13 protein-coding genes and 1 pseudogene are annotated in these 20,425 nt (G+C 61.7%); 1 reads left to right on the forward strand and 13 read right to left on the reverse strand.

Annotation, left to right across the window (positions count from 1 at the left end):
• Positions 1 to 19: 19 nt before the first annotated feature.
• From AB4Y92_RS02220 to AB4Y92_RS02275, 12 genes and pseudogenes are all read right to left on the reverse strand, one after another.
• Positions 20 to 1,378, reverse strand: a complete 1,359-nt coding sequence (locus tag AB4Y92_RS02220; RefSeq protein ID WP_441818160.1) for an AAA family ATPase — start codon at positions 1,376 to 1,378, stop codon at positions 20 to 22.
• 591 nt (positions 1,379 to 1,969) lie between these two features.
• Positions 1,970 to 2,138, reverse strand: a pseudogene (locus AB4Y92_RS02225) (DUF3228 family protein); the annotation flags it as partial.
• Between the two features lie 4 nt (positions 2,139 to 2,142).
• Positions 2,143 to 3,141, reverse strand: a complete 999-nt coding sequence (locus AB4Y92_RS02230; protein WP_441818161.1) for a hypothetical protein — start codon at positions 3,139 to 3,141, stop codon at positions 2,143 to 2,145.
• Between the two features lie 134 nt (positions 3,142 to 3,275).
• Positions 3,276 to 3,833, reverse strand: a complete 558-nt coding sequence (locus AB4Y92_RS02235; protein ID WP_441818162.1) for a DUF3228 family protein — start codon at positions 3,831 to 3,833, stop codon at positions 3,276 to 3,278.
• A 204-nt stretch (positions 3,834 to 4,037) separates the two neighbouring features.
• Positions 4,038 to 6,479, reverse strand: a complete 2,442-nt coding sequence (locus tag AB4Y92_RS02240; RefSeq protein ID WP_441818163.1) for a zeta toxin family protein — start codon at positions 6,477 to 6,479, stop codon at positions 4,038 to 4,040.
• Complete coding sequence (locus AB4Y92_RS02245; RefSeq protein ID WP_441818164.1) at positions 6,476 to 6,829, reverse strand: hypothetical protein; 354 nt, start codon at positions 6,827 to 6,829, stop codon at positions 6,476 to 6,478. The genes AB4Y92_RS02240 and AB4Y92_RS02245 overlap by 4 nt, the downstream gene beginning before the upstream one ends.
• A gap of 93 nt (positions 6,830 to 6,922) precedes the next feature.
• Entirely contained in the window at positions 6,923 to 7,270 is a 348-nt protein-coding gene (locus tag AB4Y92_RS02250; RefSeq protein ID WP_441818165.1) for a hypothetical protein, read from the reverse strand.
• 126 nt (positions 7,271 to 7,396) lie between these two features.
• Positions 7,397 to 8,167 carry a zeta toxin family protein gene (locus AB4Y92_RS02255; RefSeq protein ID WP_441818166.1) on the reverse strand — a complete coding sequence of 257 codons (771 nt, stop codon included), beginning with the start codon at positions 8,165 to 8,167 and terminating at the stop codon, positions 7,397 to 7,399.
• 38 nt (positions 8,168 to 8,205) lie between these two features.
• Positions 8,206 to 8,598 (reverse strand): hypothetical protein, encoded by a 393-nt coding sequence (locus AB4Y92_RS02260; RefSeq protein WP_441818167.1) that lies wholly within the window; start codon positions 8,596 to 8,598, stop codon positions 8,206 to 8,208.
• Positions 8,599 to 9,043: 445 nt separating this feature from the next.
• The gene (locus tag AB4Y92_RS02265) at positions 9,044 to 10,822 is read right to left on the reverse strand and encodes a proprotein convertase P-domain-containing protein (protein ID WP_441818168.1); all 1,779 of its coding nucleotides are present in this window, start codon (positions 10,820 to 10,822) and stop codon (positions 9,044 to 9,046) included.
• Between the two features lie 346 nt (positions 10,823 to 11,168).
• A complete protein-coding gene (locus AB4Y92_RS02270; RefSeq protein WP_441818169.1) occupies positions 11,169 to 13,301 on the reverse strand; it encodes a phosphocholine-specific phospholipase C in 2,133 nt (710 codons plus the stop codon).
• A gap of 256 nt (positions 13,302 to 13,557) precedes the next feature.
• A complete protein-coding gene (locus AB4Y92_RS02275; protein ID WP_441818170.1) occupies positions 13,558 to 17,118 on the reverse strand; it encodes a methylmalonyl-CoA mutase family protein in 3,561 nt (1,186 codons plus the stop codon).
• 527 nt (positions 17,119 to 17,645) lie between these two features.
• Here AB4Y92_RS02275 and AB4Y92_RS02280 point away from each other — a divergent pair.
• The gene (locus AB4Y92_RS02280) at positions 17,646 to 17,963 is read left to right on the forward strand and encodes a YXWGXW repeat-containing protein (protein ID WP_057942587.1); all 318 of its coding nucleotides are present in this window, start codon (positions 17,646 to 17,648) and stop codon (positions 17,961 to 17,963) included.
• A gap of 241 nt (positions 17,964 to 18,204) precedes the next feature.
• Here AB4Y92_RS02280 and AB4Y92_RS02285 read toward each other — a convergent pair whose 3' ends face one another.
• Positions 18,205 to 20,373, reverse strand: coding sequence for a C1 family peptidase (locus AB4Y92_RS02285; RefSeq protein ID WP_441818171.1), 2,169 nt, complete (start codon positions 20,371 to 20,373; stop codon positions 18,205 to 18,207).
• Between the last annotated feature and the right edge of the window lie 52 nt (positions 20,374 to 20,425).

Genomic DNA, 20,425 nt, shown 5'->3' on the forward strand with positions numbered 1-20,425 from the left:
CGCTACGCCGCAACATAGGTTAAACATCCACACAATTGTCAACAAACTCCCCCACAATTTCAGGGGAATGAGTCGCTATTATAAATTGTGCCCGAGCACTACTCTCAAGCATCTCACCGAGTAAGATTTCTTGCCAACGAAGATGCAGCGACAACTCGGGCTCATCAATGATAAAAACATTACTCCTATGCCCGAAAGAATTAAAGAAAATATGCCCGAACATCACAAGCAATTGCCGCTCGCCGGAGCTTAATGCACCCAATGGAACTTCAGTCGCATCGGGACGATGAACCTTTATCTGACCCACCGCGTCAATATTAATTGACTTCCCCGAGTCTGAAAAAAAACGATTGACGCAGGAAACGAATGAAACAAATCGCGATGATAACTGGTCGCTTTTTGCATCAAACTCTCTAACAGTCTCAACTAGCTCTTTCAATCTAAAAAGATTCGACTGATTCAACAGCGCCTCAAATATCGCATCTCCTGCATCCTCCGCATTTTTTTTTGCGCCTGCTCTTTGCAGCCTTTTGGACAACTCCGTTACTTGGTGGAAAAAGGGGTCCAATTCCTTTTTTGACTCAGACTCATCAATACCCACGGATATAAGCGCTCTAATCAGCGCACTTCTTTGTGCCGCTAGGTCCTCTACCGAAGCAACCTGCGAGCCAAGCCTAAATTGATCAAATATCTTCGCCTTTGAGACTTCCACATACCTAAATCCTGTTAAGAGCAATTTCCTCCTTAATCGTTCAGACTGCTGATCCTTGACTTGACGCACACGACGAAAAGCATCCAAAACTAGAGCTTGCGTTTCTATTAAGCCCGCAGCAAGAGAGCCTTTTATAGGCCCAGCCCCACGCCCGTACTCTCTAATGAACAGACTTTCTCTTTCCGGACCCGACGCATACTCATCTTGAAGCCCCATATGCCGCCGATCCAATCCTAAAAAAACCGGAGCCTGGAGGTCACTTATTGCTCGATAAGTTGGATTATCTGAAAACTTCACTCTCATCATTCGATTAGATTCAGCAACGCGCCTCGAGTCACCTAGTTCGGGCTCAATACTCTCCATCAAGCTTCTAGAAATTTCCAAAGGAGCGCCTTCACTTGAGATAGATATTACAAGCTTGTCACGCTGCCTTCGGGCAATTATGGCCCTCACCCCACTCGCATCACTGAACTCGACCGAGGCCTCAACAAACTGAATGAATAAAAGATCTCTGAGTGAAGGGGTCAAAAGGGCCTGCATCATTCTTAAGGCGGTAGTTTTACCACTCCCGTTTGGGCCAGTCAGGATTGTGGGATTTCGCAAGAAATCGAAATCAAAACGTAAATATCCATAAACACCACGAGCACTAAACTTATTTATCCTCATGACCTACTCGCAAATTGTTAATTACAAATTTGGATGGACACTCTTCCGCGGGGCAGACGATCGCACATTCCGGAAAGATCGATCTATACGCTGCTAGTGCATTCCGAAAACGCACGAAGAACACTTATCCGGCCAGCTATCACTCTTTGGCGGCGCCCAACCCGTCTAGCGCAGCGGCCACAAAGACAACGAATGGAACTCGTCTCCTCGCATCAAGCTACCGCTCGCCCTCTCGCAGGACAAACATCTCCTCGGTCGAGATTTTTTGCAACGGGGGCTCCGTTGAATTAGCGCGGACATTGACAGCACACCATCGCGGACCGATCAATACGTTCGGCCCTTCACGCGACATGTCCGCTTACTGGGAGATCTCGACATTGATGGTGCTGCGGATTGCTACCACGTCTGGGCAGCGCGGACCGTCCTTGCAATCCTGCGACGAACATTTCGTCATTCCCTTTGATAGCAACTGGAGGCCGATGGTGCCGTGGGGCTGGGAGCTTGTCCATGGCACTGGCTCACGCCGGAGTGAATAGTGCTCCCCTGGTGCAGGCCTCGGCTACTGAGAGATCGCGGTCACTCATGCCCCCCCCCGACCACGCCCCAGTCGGCCGTGCTCTCGGTGCCCTCTTTCGCCAGTTGCTCGCGGCTGTAGAGGATGACGATGAGGTGGTAGTCGGCCATGGGTGGGTCGATGCCTTCGAACCAGCGCACCAGCACAGGCAGTTCGTCCTTCGCGCACTTCGTATTTCGTGCGCAGCCGCCTATGCATCGATCCCCAATGCGCGACTGGATCGAATCATTGCGGTGTTAACAGCATCAGTCCATCCGGCGGGAAGCTCAATCTTGAGAACCAAATTATGTGTACCTGCTTTAGGCGCACCATCGAAAAGATCAATTATAAATTTAGGTATTCTTTCGGCCTGCTCAATGATATCCCCCGCCACGCCCACGTAGAGATCACGGACCTCCGCAAGCTCCTCATCAACATGGGTAAACCGTACCGACTCTTCCCAGGCGAGCGTATTACTGCATACCTCTCCATATAGTCGACACACAGAGACAATATCAACATCATTTCCCGCGATACCGGGCGCACCCCACGCACGCGCGAACTCCGTATTCGTCAGCGCAGTGAAAGCCCGTACGATGCGAAGCATTTCATCAGACTTACCATGCATCCATGTAAAAAAACCCCATTTATCCACACGATGATAGGGCTTAACGTACAGACCTCGTTTAAGCGCGTTCCACCTTCGTACAATCGGGGCAATTTCGTAACGCAGAACTTCGGCTGTCAGCAGATATTCCCAATCCGCTCCTTTTTCAAGAATCAATCGTTCAGCGAGATAACTCAACTTACCGAACTCTTCGAGGTGTCGCTTCTCATATCGCTGTCGCGCTTCAGCAGATACTTTTCCGACTTTCCGTGCAATCCAGCTCTCATGTTCGCGCTGCCACTCGAACAGCAGTCCCGCCGGATATCTATTAGGGTCGTCATCTACGATCTTGTGACAATTGGCGCAAAGCCAAATAGCATTATTGATGCCACTGCGATCAATAGACGCCATATCTGGGTCGTAGCGTGCTGAGCCAGGGTTCGCACCGTAGATGTGGGCGGCTTCACCAACATTCACCGTATCTGTCGTTTCAACGCCCGGGCCACTTGTGATTGCATTGCATTCGGGATTGGAACAAAGATTAGCAGCTCGTTTTGCCAGTGTAATAACGGTCGATTGCTTAAAACGATCTTGAGTAGCCATTAGTCAGTCGTCCCGAGCCCAAACGAAACCTTGCTCAGCAAGAGAGTACGCTGATTGTTAACAATTAAGGCGAATCCTAAATTATAAAAAATCCGACAGATACGGACTTTGTTTCATAGGCGACTCGTATCACCCTACCCTCGCCAATTAGCATGCCCCCGCCAAAACTCCACGGCACGCAAATAAGCCTCCCGATCCAACCCCACCCCCGACCCGCCCTCCTCCACCCCTAGCGCATTACGCATCATCGTAATCGGCGCCATAGGCGTCTCGACCGGCTCGGCGGTGTACATGCAGCCGACCACGCCCCAGTCGGCGGTGGTGTCGGTGCCCTCTTTCGCCAGTTGCTCGCGGCTGTAGAGGATGACGATGAGGTAGTCGGCCACGGGCGGGTCGATGCCTTCGAACCAGCGCACCAGCACGGGCAGTTCGTCCTTGGTGCGCGCCTCGTAGTCCGTGCGCAGCAGGTGGCGGTTGTCGTCGGTGATCGGCACCGTCAGGCAGCGGGTGCTGGTCCAGTTGCGATGCACGTGCAGTTTGCAGAACGGGGCGTAGCCGTCGAGGACGGTCAGCGGCGGGACGTCGTTGAGGTGACGCTCGAATTGCTCGGGCGTGCAGTCCTGGATGGTGTTGCGGCGCGGTTCGCGCGGGAACAGGCGGGTGCGGGCGAAGTCGGTGAGGATGATGGTCATGGACGCATTATCGAATACCGAGGGGATGCGGGCACGGGTGGGTGGTGTCCGCTGCGGGTGGATCGGGTGGTGGGCGCTTTCGGCGGGACGGTGCCGCGACGGGTTGGTACGAGGGCACGGCATGTCGGTGCCGCGTCTGTCGCGCCATCCCGTGTCGCGTCGGGATGGCATGCGTTAGCCGGAACGCCGCGCGAGGCGACGGCCTCAGGCCGTCATCTTGGGCGCGCTTTGGTTCGATTGATCCTGCGCGCGTGTCTGCGCTTGTTGCTGCTCGCGCTGCACTTGCTCGGCCTGCGCGATGCGCGTCGCCTCCACTTGCTGATAGCGCGCTTCCACCGGCACCGACAACGCGTCGGCGGTCTTCATGCTGGCGTGGTGCGCGGCAGGATCGGGCGATGGGTGGCCGACTCGGTACACGTGCACCATCTCGCCCGCGGCCAGATTCGCGGTGGGTGGGTTGAACGCCAGACGGATGTCGTCCTTGGCTTCGAACTTTTTCTCCGCGGCCATCGCCAGCGCGCTGGCGGTCATGCGTTCGCTCTGCTGGTCCCAGGGTTTTCCGGCTTGGCGATCGAGTTGTTCGACGGCGCCGCGGACTTTCTCGTACAAGGCGCGATCGGGATGGCCGGGGTCTTCGGGCGTGGAGCGCAGGGTCGGCGCGGGGGGCGCCGATGCGGTGCGCGTAGGCTCGGGATCGGCGTGCACTTCCACCGGTTCCAGCGTGGTGATCTTGGGACCGGATTGCTGGCGCTGATAGGTCGCGTCCAGTTCCTGTTTTATGTTGCCTTGGGCTTTGCTGTCCCAGACCATGCCGGGGCTGGTCCATTGGCCGTCGGCGCTGCGCTCGTAGGTGTCGCCGTCGGAGGCCAGCATGCGGCCGGGATGTTTGATCGCGTCTTTTACCGCTGCCGGCATTTCGCCCTGGCGGGACCAGTCGTATTGGTCGTAAGCGGTTTTGTAGTTGGCCGCGAGCGCGAGCGGTGTTCGGGTCGCGTTGTCGGCGATGACGGCCTGCGACTGCTTTTCGAGTTCCGCCGCGCGTTGCGGGGTCGCGAGGTCGGTGCGATAACTGGTGGCGCCGAGGTCGACTTGGCCGATGGCGACCTGCCGCGTCCATTGCTTGGTGGCCGCGTTGCGCTCCCAATTGCTCTCTTCGATGCCGCGCGCATCTTGGGCGCTGGCGGGAAGGCTGTAGGGATTCTGCGGCTTCGGCGGCGCCGATAAGGCCAATTCAACCGCGCGACCGGAGGCTTGGAAGTTGAGCCGGTCGGTGAGCGCGGGATCGGCCTTGAGCACTTGCGGCTTGTAGACCGGCGCGCCGTCGCTGCGGCTCATCGCGTCCAGGTCGAGTTCTCGCCGCGTCCAACCTTGCTGCGGTTGTGCGGGGAGGAACGTCCAGGTGTTGCCGTCTTTATCTTTCTGGTGGTTGATGCGGTATTGGTCGATCCACTCGGCCGCTTTGTCGCCGGCGATTGCGCCGGCAATACCGCCCACGGCGCCGCCGATCAGCGCACCGGGCCCGGTTTCCGCCGTGACGCTCGCGCCGATCGCCGCGCCCGCCGCCATGCCGCCGAATCCGCCGACACTGCGCGATGCGGTGCCGACGATTTTGGATTCGACGCCGGTCAGGTTGCCTTGGTCGTACTGACGGGAGGCGTCGTGGGCGGTGGTGGCTATGTCGTAGGCGGCGGCTGCGGTGCCGGCGATGGCGCCGGCTTTTAGTACGACGGGCCGCACTCGGACGGCATGATCGATGGGAGCCACTTCGTTTTTGAAATGCTGGAGCGTTTCTACTGGACCGTACTCGCCACGACGAACGAGCAAGGCCTCCGCCATAGGAGGTGGAACTTTGGAGTTACGCTCCAAATCTCCGGGAAGGTTTCGATGCACCTCTAGCTGAGCTTTGAGACCTTCGTGGACGAATCGTGTGACCTTCGGATCTTGGAGCCGGGCTTCGCGTGCTTGCTCCAACGCGGCTCCGGGTGTGAGCGGACTGGTGCGGTTGTCGTATAGCTGGGCGCCTTCGCGATTGAATATGCGGATTTGGACACCTGTTTCGGCACTTACATGGTCGAGATTGCCGGGAAGATTTTTATAGACTTCCGTGCGGATACCTGGAGGCACATAGCGGCCGAAGCCGTCCTTTGCGACGCCATCCGTAAAACGCTTATCGACGCCCAGCTCACTCTCAAGTCTATGTGTCGCTAAAGCTCGAATCTCAACGTCATAGCCCATACCCTGTAGTTCTTTGATCAGCTTCGACGCAGATTCGGCATTCCCGAGTGTCGTGTCCGCGATGATGTTTCTTCGTCCTTCGGCCACGACACTGCGCAACTCTTTGGCCCATCGACTCGCGTCCGGGTGCGTATCATCAGCCCAATCGAATGGCCGGTCGTGCCGGAATTTATTCACATCGGGATGGCGACTACGTAGCGCGTCCGGATCGATTATCACAGCGTCACCGGCGAACTCGACGTAGGCCGCCGCCGTCACATTGCTTTTGCCAGCACCAGGCTGACCCGCGAGAAAAATCGCCCTCGGCCTGGCTTGTTGCGTTGTCGAGTGCAAACCGCTACCCGGAATGATGACCTCATGCAGAATCCGCGCATGCGTCGCCTCATCCAGCGCCGTATCTGAGGCGCTCATTCAAAGGCCTCCTTGTTCTTCTCGAAGTATTGCCAGAGTTCAACAAGCGCCCCACCCATACCACCGTTGTTAGAGTACGCAGAGAACATCAGCTCTCTCTTTTCCTTTGCCCTCTCTATCTCCGCCACGTCACCCGAAGCTTCTGCAATCTTGAGTTCCTCAGTGGCCTCCTGGATGAATGCCTCAATTCTGTTCTTAAGCGCCCATATGGCTTCATCGAGCGGTTGCAACCTCATTTGAGGAACAGCGAACTCATCGAGAATTTCCTGCAGACGATCAATGTGCCCAGGGTAGTCTTTGAGCAGCTCACGCAATTTTTCTGGCACCGGGGGGGGAGTCAGTCTAGACATGGAATTCCTTACTCCTATGAGGCGACACTAAAAATTAGCTATCAGTTAGAACCGACTTTAGAAATACAGGCCGTAATCGCGACCCCAAAGCATTCACTCGAAGGCCTTCTTATTCTCTGCGAAGTATTTCTCCAGCCCCTCATCATCGATCCAACGATGCTTGAAGCTCGCGCGCGACATCAACGATGTCTTCTCTTTTGCCTTCTCGACAGCCTCAGGATCGTTATCGGACTCAGCCACTTGCTGTTCGGCCTCTGCTTCATGCATGAAGGCTTCGAGGGTATCTTGAAGCGCCCATACGGCCTCGTCGAACGGCTGAACGCGCGATTGAGGCTCGGCAAACTCATTCAGAACTTCTTGCAGCCGCGCAAGGTATTCGGGATAGCCCTTAAGCATCTCTCGCAATTTGAAGGGAACCGGCGGGGGAGTCAGTCTAGACATAAAGATCCTTATTCCATGTAAAGCAAAGCTGGGAAATGCATGGCCACAGCCTGACCGGCAATGGAGCAGTTCAAGCAATTTGAACAGAACCTCGGAAGGAATCAATCCGGCATCAAAACTCCCACCTCATGGCATTGGCGGTTCGGTCATGCGAGCAAGTATCTCCGGAAGGTCCCGGTGCAGGGCCAATTGCTTTTGCAACCTCATATGCACTGCCTTGGTCACTTTTGGATTGGTAAGCCGGGCCTCGCGGGCTTGTTCAAGCGCGGCTCCGGGCGGCGCTGGGTTGATGCGGCCGTCATAGATCTCCAGACCATCGCAATTGAAGATGCGGATCGGGATTTCTGTTTGACTGCGCACATGGTCCAAGCTGCTTGGCATGTTCTCGTAGCATTGCTTACGAAAGGTCGCTAGGTGATAAAGACCGTGACCATCCCTGAGGAAGCCACTGAAGAAGCGCGCATCGACGGCGAGCTCGCTCTCCAATTTATGCACGGCCACGACTCGGACTTGAACTTCATAGCCCTCGGCCTGCAGTAGCCGTATCTGTTCGAGTAGGCTTTCCGCGTCGTTCAACGTGGTATCGATGATGATGTTCTTACGGCCTCGAACCGCTACCTCTTGCAAGGCAGCGGCCCATAGACCGACATCGTGGTCGGTATCCAGAGGCCAGGTATATGGGCTTGCGTTGCGCAGTTCACGCACATCCGGCCAATAGCTCCGGAGCCTGTCCGGGTCGATCACGATCAGATCATTGCCCAGGTCTGCTCTGGCCATGCCTATCAGAGCGCTTTTCCCTGCGCCCGGCTGGCCCGCCAAGAAGATCGCCTTGGGTTGGGAGTGGGATGCGGCCTGCTCCATACCGCTGTCAGGAACGATCCGATCCCAGAAAATCATCTCGCCGATCCTTATGTCCAACGCTCGCTGTTGGGAAGTCATTCGAATGCCTTCTTGTGCAGCTTGAAGTAACGCCCAAGCCCGTCAGGATCGCTGTCGAAACTCAGGAGCGCACGGCCCATCGTCGATCTTGCGCGGTTAGCCTCGTCGATCAACAAGAGATATCCGTCGGCCTGCGCGGCTTCAAGCTGTCGAACGGCCTCTTGAAGGAAGCAGTCGAGCCGGTTCTGAAGCGCCCAGATGGCCTCGTCCAACGGCTGCACTCGGGGCGTCGGCTCTGCGAATTCATTCAGGACTGTTTGTAAGTTTTCGACATACGCCGGGTAGTCCTTGAGCAGTTCACGCAGTTGAGCGGGAACTTCTGGAGGAATCAGTGTTGAAGAACGACCGGGACTCAGGATGTTCTTCAACATCCGGCCGAAGTTGCTCATTTGAAATCCTTTTCCTCGCGAGGCATCTGTGTTCGCATGGTCTGAGCCTCCTGATACGGAGGCAACATCGTGCATTGCGGCCGGCGTTGCAAGCCTGTTTCATTGAATATTTCGAATGAGATGTTAACTGGTTGCCGTGATCGCGATTTAGCGCAACTGCCGGTTGCGGAAAATCTGACTCGCCCGTTCGCCGAGAAGAACTAGCCATCGTAAAAGCGTGCCTATGGCCATTCAACATGCGGAACAGAAAACCTGTCGAAGCGGGGCTTTTCGGTATCCTGCGCAATCTCTGGCACACATTTCGCAACTGGCAGTTGCGCCAGCGCCGATATCGCGATGCGCACTCACCCAGGCATACGCAAGAACACGCGCGATCGATGGTATCGCCCAATAACAAACAGGCCCGCAGATGCGGGCCTGTTTTTGCTTGGATCGCTGGCTGCGACTATCGGCTAGGTGGCGCGATACCAAAGAAACTCACGCCCCAGTCGAGCAAGACCCCCGAGCCGCCCAAGGTGTCGTCGGTTACCCGCAGCTTCCACACGCCGTTGGCCACTTTGTCGGTGAAGTCGAAGGTGTGCACGACGCTGGGATTGATCGGGCCGTTGACGTGGTCGCGCAGCAGGTAGGCCTGGCCGTCGGGGGCGATCAGTTCGACTTTGAGGTCGGTGCGGTACGGGTGGTTGAGGCGGTAAGTGACGGACACGAAGCCGGCGTTGCCGCTCAAGTCGCTGGCGGTGATGGGGCTTTCGACGACGGTGTTGTCGTTGATGAGGTAGTCGGTCGGATTGGAGCGCCATTCGGATGAGCGGCCGTCGTAGCCGTAGTTGGCCATGAGGCTGGCGCCGGTCATGTCGGTGTCGGCCTTGATGAGCAGGAAGTACGTCATGGGGAAGTAGGCGCGTGGGTTGCGCTCGATTTCGCAGTAGGTGCCCCAACGTCCGGTCGAGCGGCAATGGAAGTCGGTCTCGGTCGGCGGCGCGCCTTCGCGCACGTAGAACGTTCCGGTGCCTGTGCCGAAGCCGATCTGTGAGGTGAAGGAGTAGAAGCGGCCATTGCTCTCGGGCTTCATGATGTTGAAGAGCATGGATTCGCCGGCCCGCAACGAGATGCCGACTCGCGTGACGCTGTTGAGCAGGCGGTTGGGATCGAGGTACGGCAGCACGGTCAGTTGCACCGGCAGGCGATGAATCGTCGATCCGCCCGTGCCGACGATGGTCGCCTCAAAGTTGCCCACCGGCGCTTCGGCCGATGCGGTGAAGGCGATGCTGGTGGGGCCGTAGGGATTCACGATGGCCGGGCTGAAGGTCGCGTTGACGCCGGGCGGCAGGCCTTCGATCGAGAACGCGATGGGCTGGTCCCAGGCGTGCAGCGGGCGGGCATTGATCTCCAGCCAGCCGCTGATGCCGGCGTGTTGGGTCACCGCCACCAGCGCGCGGCTGCGGCCGATGGTCCAGAGCGCGAAGTCGGGCTTCGGGTTGACGAAGAGCGTCAGCGACGCGCTGCGCACGATGTTGCCGGCGGTGCCGGTGATGGTGATCGGGTATTGGCCCTGCGCCGCTTGCGTGGACGCGTTGAAGGTCAGGGTGGAATTCACCGCGGCCTTGGCGCCCGGGTTCACCGGGTTGAGGCTGAAGTTCGCGCTGACGCCGGCGGGCACTCCGCTCACGGCCAGGGTCACCGGTTCGTTGAAGGCGTAACCGGCGACGGTGACGGGCAGTCGGCTGCTTTCGCCGATCAAGGCGATGTGCTGGGTTCCGGCCACCGTCACTTTGAAACCCGAGTCGGCGGTGACGGTGAGATTCACCGCGGCGCTGTGCGCGAGTTCGCCGTAGGTGCCGGTGACGGTGATGGGATAGCGGCCCACCGCCACGCCGGCGGCGACGGCCAGGGTGAGCCTGGAACGCACGCTGCCATTGGCCTGCGGCGTGATCGATGACTGCGAAAAGCTCGCGGTGATGCCTTGCGGCAGATTCGCGACGCTGAGCGCGGTGGGTTTGTTGTACTGGTCGATGCTGGTCAGCACGACATAGGTGCTGACTGCGCTTTCGCGGCTGGTGGCGATGGCCGCCGGTTCCATGCCGAGACTGAAATCGCCGATGGCCCGGGCCGCGGACGGAACGGCGGCCTGCGCATGCGCGCCGACCGTCGCCGCGAGCGCCACCAGTACCAGCGCGCAGGCGCGATAAGCCAATGCGCGCAAACGCCGCTTGGGGATAGTCATGTGCCCTCTCCTGAGGAAGACGCGAAGGGTCGCCGTCCCCTGCCGGCGCGGTAACGCGCGGCGATCTTCTCAGAATGCAAACCGGGCTAATGAGAAAAGCCGCATGGTTTGAAGTTCATAAACGGGCTTGCGGCACGGTCTGATTGCGCGGCATTCGCAGCCGCGTTCAACAACGTCTGCGCGTTTTTCGGGACGGGTGTTGCGGGCGATCACGCAAACGCATGGCGGCGTGACCCGCGTCGCGGATCGGATCGGTGTTCGCATCGCCATGATGGATATTGCTTGCGGCGCGGGCGCGAGATCGCGATGGCCTCTCATTGGAGGCCATCGCGCTGATACACGCCGCTCAACTCGCCGTCGCGGGAATCGCCTCGTTGGCTGAAGCCGCTGCGCTCGCACTCGTATTCAGCAAGGGATCGGTGATGCTGGGCAAACCGGTTTCGATATGTCCGGCGAGGCGCCGCGTGTAACCGGCGGGTGCGTCGCTGGATACAGTGAGGTCGTACCAGCCGTCGCTGGCGGCGAAGGACCAGTTCACGCTCACCGACTGGCCCGCGTTCAAGCGGTAGCTGCGCGCGGGTGCGTCGCTGTAAGCGGTGGCTGCGACTTGAACGGTGCAGGCGCGGGCGCCGCTGTTGCGGATGGACAGGACCAGACGCGAACGCGCTTTGTCGTAGATCGCGATGACATCGGGTTGAGCGCTGTCCTGCGCCACGGTGCCGGTGAATCGGCGGAAGAAGCCGTTCGGACCGTAGACGGTGAGGTCGTAGGCGCCCTGGGCGTCGACGCTCCAGTAGTCGCTGAGTTGCTTGCCGGGGCCGACGGTGTAGGTCCACGGCCCGGTGTCGGCGCCGGCGGCGTACACCTGGAATACGGCGGCGTTGCGGCCTTCGTTGGACAGCTCCAGCCAGAACTCGCGTCGCGCCGGTTCGCTCCATGAAGTGACGTAAAGCTCGTACGGCACGGCGCGTGCGAGCTTCATGCCCGGCTCCTGCCCCGGCAACGCCGGCGTCGTTGCCGGGTAGGCGGGCTTGGCGTAGTAGTACTGCTTCCAGTACGCGTCGTTCATGTGCGCATCGGTCGCGCCGGTGTCGCGCAGCGCGGGCGGCACGGCGATGTCGGCGGCAGCGAAGTCGAACAAGGCGGTGAGGTCGCCGCACACGGCGCGACGCCACGGGCTGATATTGGGTTCGGCGACGCCGAAACGCGTTTCCAGGAAGCGGATCACCGAGGTGTGGTCGAACACTTCCGAGCTCACCCAGCCGCCCTTCGACCATGGCGAGATCGCCAGCATCGGCACGCGATGGCCCAGGCCGATCGGCAGGCCGGAGGCGGCTTCGATGTCGCCGGTGGTGTGCACGGTCGAGGCGCCCTTGCCGATCGCCCACGGCGGCGTCGGCGGCGGCATGTGGTCGAAGAAGCCGTCGGATTCATCGTAGGTCAGCAGGAACACGGTCTTGGACCAGACCTCCGGGTTGGCGGTCAGCGCTTCGATCACTTTCGATACGTACAGCTCGCCGAACGCCGGGCCCCACCACGGGTGTTCGGACGAAGAGAACGGCGGCACCAGCCACGAGACTTGCGGCAGTTTGTTCTGCACGACGTCTTCGCGCAGCTTGTCCAGGCCGCGCACAGTCATGGCGCGTTCCCACAGCTGCGATGCGCGCGGCGCGCTCTTGAACTGGCTGAACCACGCCAGCGCGTTGCAGTCGTAGTTGTTGTTGTCGTCGATCTTGTAGCGGCTGAGCAGGAAGTTGAGCGCGGGGTTGTACGAGCCGACGCCGCCGTTCTGGTAGATCCGCCACGACACGCCGGCCTGTTGCAGGCGTTCGGCGTAGGTGGTCCAGCTTACCGATCCGCCGGTGTCGGCCATGTCGTTGCTGGTGTGCACCTGGCCGCCGCCGTCCTGCGCCGACGCGCGGCCGCTCATCAGGTACAGGCGATTGGGATTGGTCGGGCCCAACATCGAGGCGTGGTAGGCGTCGCAGATGGTGAAGCTGTCCGCGAGCGGGTAGTAGTACGGCAAGTCGGCGCGGGTGAAGTAGCCCATCGCCTGCGGCCATTGCACGTGCATCCAGCGATCGTTGCGGCCCTGGTTCCAGCAGTCGTGCAGGCCGCTCCAGCCGTGGTCGTTGCTATCGATCCACTGCGCGTAGGTCTTGCTGGTGTCCAGGTGATACGGGGTGTAGTCGCGGCCTTTGTAGTTCTGCTGCCACACCGGTTTGCCGTCGGGCTGCTTCATCGCGCGCGGGTCGTTGAAACCGCGAACGCCGCTGAGGCGGCCGAAGTAGTGGTCGAAGGAACGGTTTTCCTGCATCAGGATGACGACGTGTTGCACGTCCTGAATGCTGCCGATCACGCGCGCGGGGGCGATGGACAGGGCCTTGGCGATCGATGGCGGCAGGACCGCGCCCATCGCGAGGGCGCCGGCGGATTGGCCGGCGAGGCGGAGGAAGTCGCGGCGGCTATGGTCGGACATGCGGGAGCCTGCGGGTCAAAACGCAGGAGGCTAGGTGCGTGGGATGACGTGGGGATGACCGCGGGCCGCCTCGGCGGCGGGCTGTCGGTATCTGGAAATCGCGGTGAAATGCTGCGGGTCTCGCGCAGAAAACAAAAAAGCCCGCGTGAGCGGGCTTTTCGTCTGGGTCGTGTTGGTTGCGCGGGCCCTCACCCCTGCCCTCTCCCGCGCCCCGAAGGAAGTCACCTTGGGTGGCTAGCGGGAGAGGGATACGGGGTTACATGTTGCGGCGGTACTCGCCGCCCACGTCGTACAGCGCGTGGCTGATCTGGCCCAGGCTGTGGGTCTTTACCGCTTCCATCAAGGACGCGAACACGTTCTTGCGGTCGCGCGCGGCGGCCTGCAGGCTGCGCAGGCCTTCGCTGGCGTAGTCGTTGCGGCCCTGCTGGTACGACAGCACGTTGTCGATCTGCTGGCCCTTTTCTTCCGGAGTGGAGCGGATCAGTTCGATCTCGGTGACGATATCGCCGCCGTGGTCCTTCGGCAGGAAGGTGTTGACGCCGACCAGCGGCAGGCTGCCGTCGTGCTTCTTGTGTTCGTAGTAGAGGCTTTCTTCCTGGATCTTGCCGCGCTGGTACATGGTGTCCATGGCGCCGAGCACGCCGCCGCGTTCGCTGATGGCTTCGAACTCTTTGTACACGGCCTCTTCGACGATGTCGGTGAGGTAGTCCACGGCGAAGCTGCCCTGCCAGGGGTTTTCGTTGAAGTTCAGGCCCAGTTCCTTGTTGATGATCATCTGGATCGCGACCGCGCGGCGCACGCTTTCTTCGGTCGGGGTGGTGATGGCTTCATCGTAGGCGTTGGTGTGCAGGCTGTTGCAGTTGTCGAACAGCGCGTACAGGGCCTGCAAGGTGGTGCGGATGTCGTTGAACTGGATTTCCTGCGCGTGCAGGGAACGGCCGCTGGTCTGGATGTGGTACTTCATCATCTGGCTGCGCGGGTCGGCGCCGTAGCGCTCGCGCATGGCGCGGGCCCAGATTCGGCGGGCGACGCGGCCGATGACGGTGTACTCCGGGTCCATGCCGTTGCTGAAGAAGAACGACAGGTTGGGCGCGAAGTCGTCGATCTTCATCCCGCGCGCGAGGTAGTACTCGACGATGGTGAAGCCGTTCGACAGCGTGAAAGCCAGCTGGCTGATCGGGTTCGCGCCGGCTTCGGCGATGTGGTAGCCGCTGATCGACACCGAGTAGAAGTTGCGGACGTTCTTGTCGACGAAGTACTGCTGGATGTCGCCCATCATGCGCAGGGCGAATTCGGTACTGAAGATGCAGGTGTTCTGCGCCTGGTCTTCTTTCAGGATATCGGCCTGGACGGTGCCGCGCACGGTGGCGAGGGTCTTGTCCTTGATGCGCTGGTAGACATCAGGTTCGACGACCTGGTCGCCGGTGATGCCGAGCAGGCCCAGCCCGAGGCCGTCGTTGGTTTCCGGCAGCAGGCCGCTGTATTGCGGGCGCTTGCGGTCCTTGAAGATGGCTTCGATCTTGTCGTGCGCGGCGTCCCAGCGGGCGCCGTCTTCGCGCAGGTACTTCTCCACCTGCTGATCTATGGCGGTGTTCATGAACATCGCCAGCAGCATCGGCGCCGGGCCGTTGATGGTCATCGACACCGACGTGGTCGGCGCGCACAGGTCGAAGCCGGAGTACAGCTTCTTCATGTCGTCCAGCGACGCGATGTTGACGCCGGAGTTGCCGATCTTGCCGAAGATGTCCGGGCGCACGGCGGGGTCTTCGCCGTACAGCGTGACGCTGTCGAACGCGGTGGACAGGCGCGCGGCGGGCTGGCCGACCGACAGGTAATGGAAGCGGCGGTTGGTGCGCTCGGGCGTGCCTTCGCCGGCGAACATGCGGATGGGGTCTTCGCCGCTGCGGCGGTACGGGTAGACGCCGCCGGTGTAGGGGTAATAGCCCGGCAGATTTTCTTTCTGCAAGAAGGTCAGCAGCTCGCCCCAGCTCTTGTAGGTGGGCGCGGCGATCTTCGGGATTTTCTGGTGGCTCAGCGAGTCGCGGTAGTTTTCGACGCGAATGGCCTTGCCGCGGACTTCGTATTCGGTGATGTCGTCGGTGATGGACTTCAGGCGCTGCGGCCAGTCGCGCAGGAGCTTCAGGGCTTCCGAGGACAGGGTCTGGACGGCGTCGTTGTAGCGCTGGCGCAGGGTCAGCAGGGTGCGGTCCGCGGCGGCCGGGGTGCCCTCACCCGCGCCTTCGGCGCGACCTCTCCCGCCAGCGGGAGAGGTATTCGATGCAGCGTCGGCTCCCTCTCCCGCTTGCGGGAGAGGGCTGGGGTGAGGGTGTCCGGGCAGTAACGCCTCGGCGGCGTAGAGATTCAACGCCTTCGGCAGCTCGGGGTCTTCAAGATCGTGCAGCGACTGCCAATACGACTGCGCGCGATCGGCGACTTCGGACTGGCTTTCGATCTGACGGTTGATCGAGCGCCCCTGCTCGGCGATTTCGGCGAGGTAACGCACGCGCGCACCCGGAATCAGCACGGTGGCGCGCGGTTCCTTCAACGAAGTATCGACTTGCGGCGACCACTTCTCGGCCGGCAGCGAGAGCTTCTCGCGCAGCAGGCGGCACAGGTTGACGAACATCCAGCTGATGCCGGGGTCGTTGAACTGGCTGGCGATGGTCGGGTAGACGGGCACGTCTTCGTCGGGCGTGGCGAAGGCGACGCGGTTGCGCTTCCACTGCTTGCGCACGTCGCGCAAGGCGTCTTCGGCGCCGCGCTTGTCGAACTTGTTCAGCACGACCAGCTCGGCGTAGTCGAGCATGTCGATCTTTTCGAGCTGGCTCGGCGCGCCGAAGTCGCTGGTCATGACGTACATGGGGAAATCGACCAGATCGACGATTTCCGAATCGCTCTGGCCGATGCCGGCGGTTTCGACGATGACCAAGTCGTAGCCCAGACCGCGCAGCAAGCCGATGCAGTCCTTGAGCACGGTGTTGGTGGCGGCGTTCTGGCGGCGGGTGGCCATCGAGCGCATGTACACGCGCGGGCTGCGCAGCGAGTTCATGCGGATGCGGTCGCCGAGCAGCGCGCCGCCGGTGCGGCGGCGGGTCGGGTCGACCGAGATCACCGCCATGCGCATGTCGGGGAAGTTGGCCAGGAAACGGTTGAGCAGTTCGTCGGTGACCGAGGACTTGCCGGCGCCGCCGGTGCCGGTGATGCCGACCACCGGGGTCTTGCCGCCGGCCAGTTGCCATTGCTTGCGCAGGTGGGCGAGCTGGCTTTCGTCGAGGGTGCCCTCTTCGATCGCCGAGAGCATCTTGCCGATGGTGATTTCGTCGTCGATCGCGGCCGGCTTGTCCGGCGTGGTGTCGGCGATGCGGCCTTCGCTGGCGCGGCGGACCACATCCTCGATCATCGCCACCAGGCCCATGTGCATGCCGTCGTTGGGATGGTAGATGCGCTCGACGCCGTAGGCCTGCAGTTCGCGGATTTCTTCCGGGGTGATGGTGCCGCCGCCGCCGCCGAACACGCGGATGTGGCCGGCGCCGCGCTCGCGCAGCATGTCGACCATGTACTTGAAGTATTCGACGTGGCCGCCCTGGTAGCTGGACAGGGCGATGCCGTCGGCGTCTTCCTGCAGCGCGGCGCGGACCACGTCCTCGACCGAGCGGTTGTGGCCGAGGTGGACGACTTCGGCGCCCTGCCCCTGGATCAGGCGACGCATGATGTTGATCGCGGCGTCGTGGCCGTCGAACAGACTGGCGGCGGTGACGAAACGCAGCGGCGTGGCGTCGGGCTGGGCGGCGGGAATTTTGGCGGCGGTCGTGCTCATCGGCTTCTCGATACGCGGGTCTGGCTGTGCGTATTGTAGCTCCGTGAAGCAGGCCCGGTTTGGCGGGTGGCCGTGCGGTGCAGGATGGTCGGCTTTGGCAGGGGATGGGACGCGGTGTCAATGGGGGGTGCGGAATCTTCGTGCCGTGGTTTCGCGAACGCGGCTGCGGTTTGCGTCGGAGGAGCCGAATAGCCGGAGACTTCAACGCCGCCTTTCAGTCCGTCATTCCCGCGAAGGCGGGAATCCAGAGACTTCAAACGTTCTCGCACGAAAGGCACTGGATTCCAGCCTTCGCGGGAATGACGGACTGGAAAGACCCGCGACGATCTGAAACTACGCGGCAATATCCGGCAGTGTTTCCGCCACTGCAGCCGCATTGCCCGCACGCACATTCGCCCAATCCATGCAGCCGCCCTTCAGCAATCTGGCACGCCTCTGAACGTTTTCCCGGCCCGCGTCAACACGCCCGGAGCCGCGGCGTTGCCATCGGTAACGGCGGGTGGCCGCCGAATCCGAGGAGAACGGTCATGGCAATGCGTCCTTTGATGCTGGCGGCGGTACTGGGCGTGGCGACGCTGGCGGGTGCGCATGCGCCGCTGGCGCAGGCGCGCACTTATGTGGGCGTGGACGTGCGCGTGGCGCCTCCGCCGCCGCGGTACGAGCGGGTGCGGGTGCGGCCGGGCTATGTGTGGGCGCCGGGGCATTGGCGCTGGGACGGCCGCGGCTATTACTGGGTCGGCGGGGCCTATGTGGTGTCGCGCCCGGGCTATGTGTACGTCGGGCCGCGCTGGCATGCGTATGGGCCGGCGTGGCGGTTTCATCCGGGGCGCTGGGAGCGTCGTTGAGGGCCGGTGGTTCGCGGCGGGGTGAAGCGAATCCCCCTTAATCCCCCTTTTTCAAAGGGGGAGACTGCTGGCGGGGCGATCGGGGGGCTGCGCTGAGGCGCTGTATCTGCGGCGGCGGTGCGCCGGTCTCGCCTGCCGGGTGCGACGCGTCTCGATAGTGGACGCGTCGCACCGCTGCTGGCTGCCGCGATCCCTGCGGCGGTACGGCTCCGGTGACTCCATTGTTATCGCGCCAACATGATCATTTGTTGACAGCGCGGGCGATGGCGCTGCGCCGGTCGGCGTTGCCGGCTTCGGAGCGGTGGATGTCGAAACTGGCGGTGGTGCCGGTCTGGCCGAGGATGCGCGCCAGGGTCGCGGCCAAGGTCGCGCGGTCGTCGTCGAAGCCGCCGTGCGTGGTCGAGGCCGATGCGTCCGGCGAGCCGTCGGGCGCGCCGGCGGTCGGCGACTGGATCCAGTCGATGCGGCCGCTGTCGATGAGTTCGCGCAGTTCCATCGAGCCTTGCGCGGCGTCGCGGTCCAGGAACCGGGCCATGCCGAGCAAGGGCGTGCCGTGCCGGTAGCGCTTGTTGATCCAGGTGCGCGGCTGGCGTTCGAAGGCGTGCGCGACCAGATACAGCAGCGACTTGTGATAGATGCCGGCGCAGTGGTCGTCGTTCTCGGCCTTGTCGGTCAGGGTGAACAAGGCCATGCGTTTGATCGCGCCGCTGCGCAAGGCCGGCGCGTAGGTGTCGAGGAACAGATCGACGGTGATCGCCGGCGCCCACAGGGTCAAGGTTTCGATCTGCCGGCCCAAGCCCTGCATGCCGACCGCGGGGCCGCTGGGCACCACGCCTTGAGTGGTCAGCAACTGCACCAGCGGCGCCAGCAGGATCGAGCCGGCGCTGTGCCCGGCCAGATGCAATTCCAGTTTGGGATCGCGCGCGATCCATTCGTCGAGCAGTCGCGCGACCAAGGCCGCGCCGCCGGCTTCCTGCACCGTGCCGTTGGCCAGCGGCGTGCGCGCGGTGGTCGCGAGCAGGCCGTTTTCCTTGATCTCGTCCCACATCAGCTTGCCGCCGGCGGCGCGCGCCAGCGGCTCCAGGGTGTCGTCGAAGCGGTCCAGCAGCAGATCCTTGGCTTTATCGACCACGCCTTCGCTGCGCGGCTTGGCGACATCGCGCAGGATGTTGCCGAGCGTGGTCCAGGCGTCGGTCTTCCAGATGAAGGACAGCGGATAGATCTGTTTGCCGAGCAGCGTCTGGCGGTAATCTGCGACGCGCTGGATCGCGCCCTGCTCCGGTACCAGGCCGCCGTGCGCATACAGCAGCACGCGTTTTTTCTCCCAGTCGGCGGTGATGCGCGGCAAGTCCTTGCGGATCAGATTGCGCACGTCGTCGGCGTTGGTGCCGAAGCGGCCGTCGTCGCGCAGACAGCCGTTGTTGCCCAGGCTGACGATGTGCGGGCGCAGATCGGCCTGCGAGTAACCGGTGGACTGGCGCGCCACGCTGGAATGGCTGACCGCGCTGGATTGGGCGTTGTGCAGGCGCACCGGCACCGCCAGCCGCGCTACCCACACGTCGGTGCCGCGTTCCAGCCATTCGTCGTAGCTGATGTAGCCGTAGCCGCTTAAGCCCCAGGTCTTGCCCCAGGAGTTCTGAATCCAGAAGCCGCCTTCGTCGTAACCGACGATGGCGAAGGCGTGATAACCGGCGATTTCCTGGCGTTTCCACGCGATGCGCCCGCGCACTGGATCGTCCCAGCCGTCGTGCACGGCGGCCGAGGCGTACAGCACGCCGACTTCGGCGAAGGCCGCGTGCATCGCCACCAGATCCTTGTGATTGACGCGGAAGTAGGCGCCGAGCGGGCGCAGCGTGGCGTCGCGGGCGCGTTGCTCGGTATAGGTCTCGATGCTGTCGCCGACTTTGTACGGCCAGATTTTTTCCGAACACACGCCGTGGTGATGCCAGCCCTTCATCGCCCCGCGGCAACTGGAACCGGAATACTTTTCGCCGCGCCATTCATCGTAGCGGCGGGCCATGTCGTAGAGCATGCGGGTGCTGACCGGGGCCAGCTTGGCGCGCGGATTGCGCCGGCGCAGCAGCGCGTGCGCGACCGCGGCCAGACCGAACGCGGTGCAGGCGCCTTCGTCGCCCTGGTCCAGGATCGGCAGGCGCAGTTTCAGGTGTTCGCTCAAGGGTTTGTGCGAGGGCACTTCGACCAGGGTCGGCTCGAACATGCTGTCGCGGAAGTCGGCGGTGTCCGGGCGCGCATCGAGCAGGCGCGAGCGCAGTTTGGGTGCGGTTTTCTTCGCCGCGGCCTTGGCCGCGGTCTTGCCCGCGTGCCGGGCCGGGCGTTCGGTGGCGGCGGCGGCGGCGCGAGCGGCGGCGGTGCGTTTGCGTGAAGCGGCGGCGTTCCTTGCGGTGGCCATGAAGTCGGCGTCCTGTGGCGATGATGGTGCGATCTGCATCCGGGCTAACGCC

It is taken from the genome of Lysobacter sp. TAB13, assembly GCF_052113885.1.
Classification (GTDB): Bacteria; Pseudomonadota; Gammaproteobacteria; order Xanthomonadales; family Xanthomonadaceae; genus Lysobacter; species Lysobacter gummosus.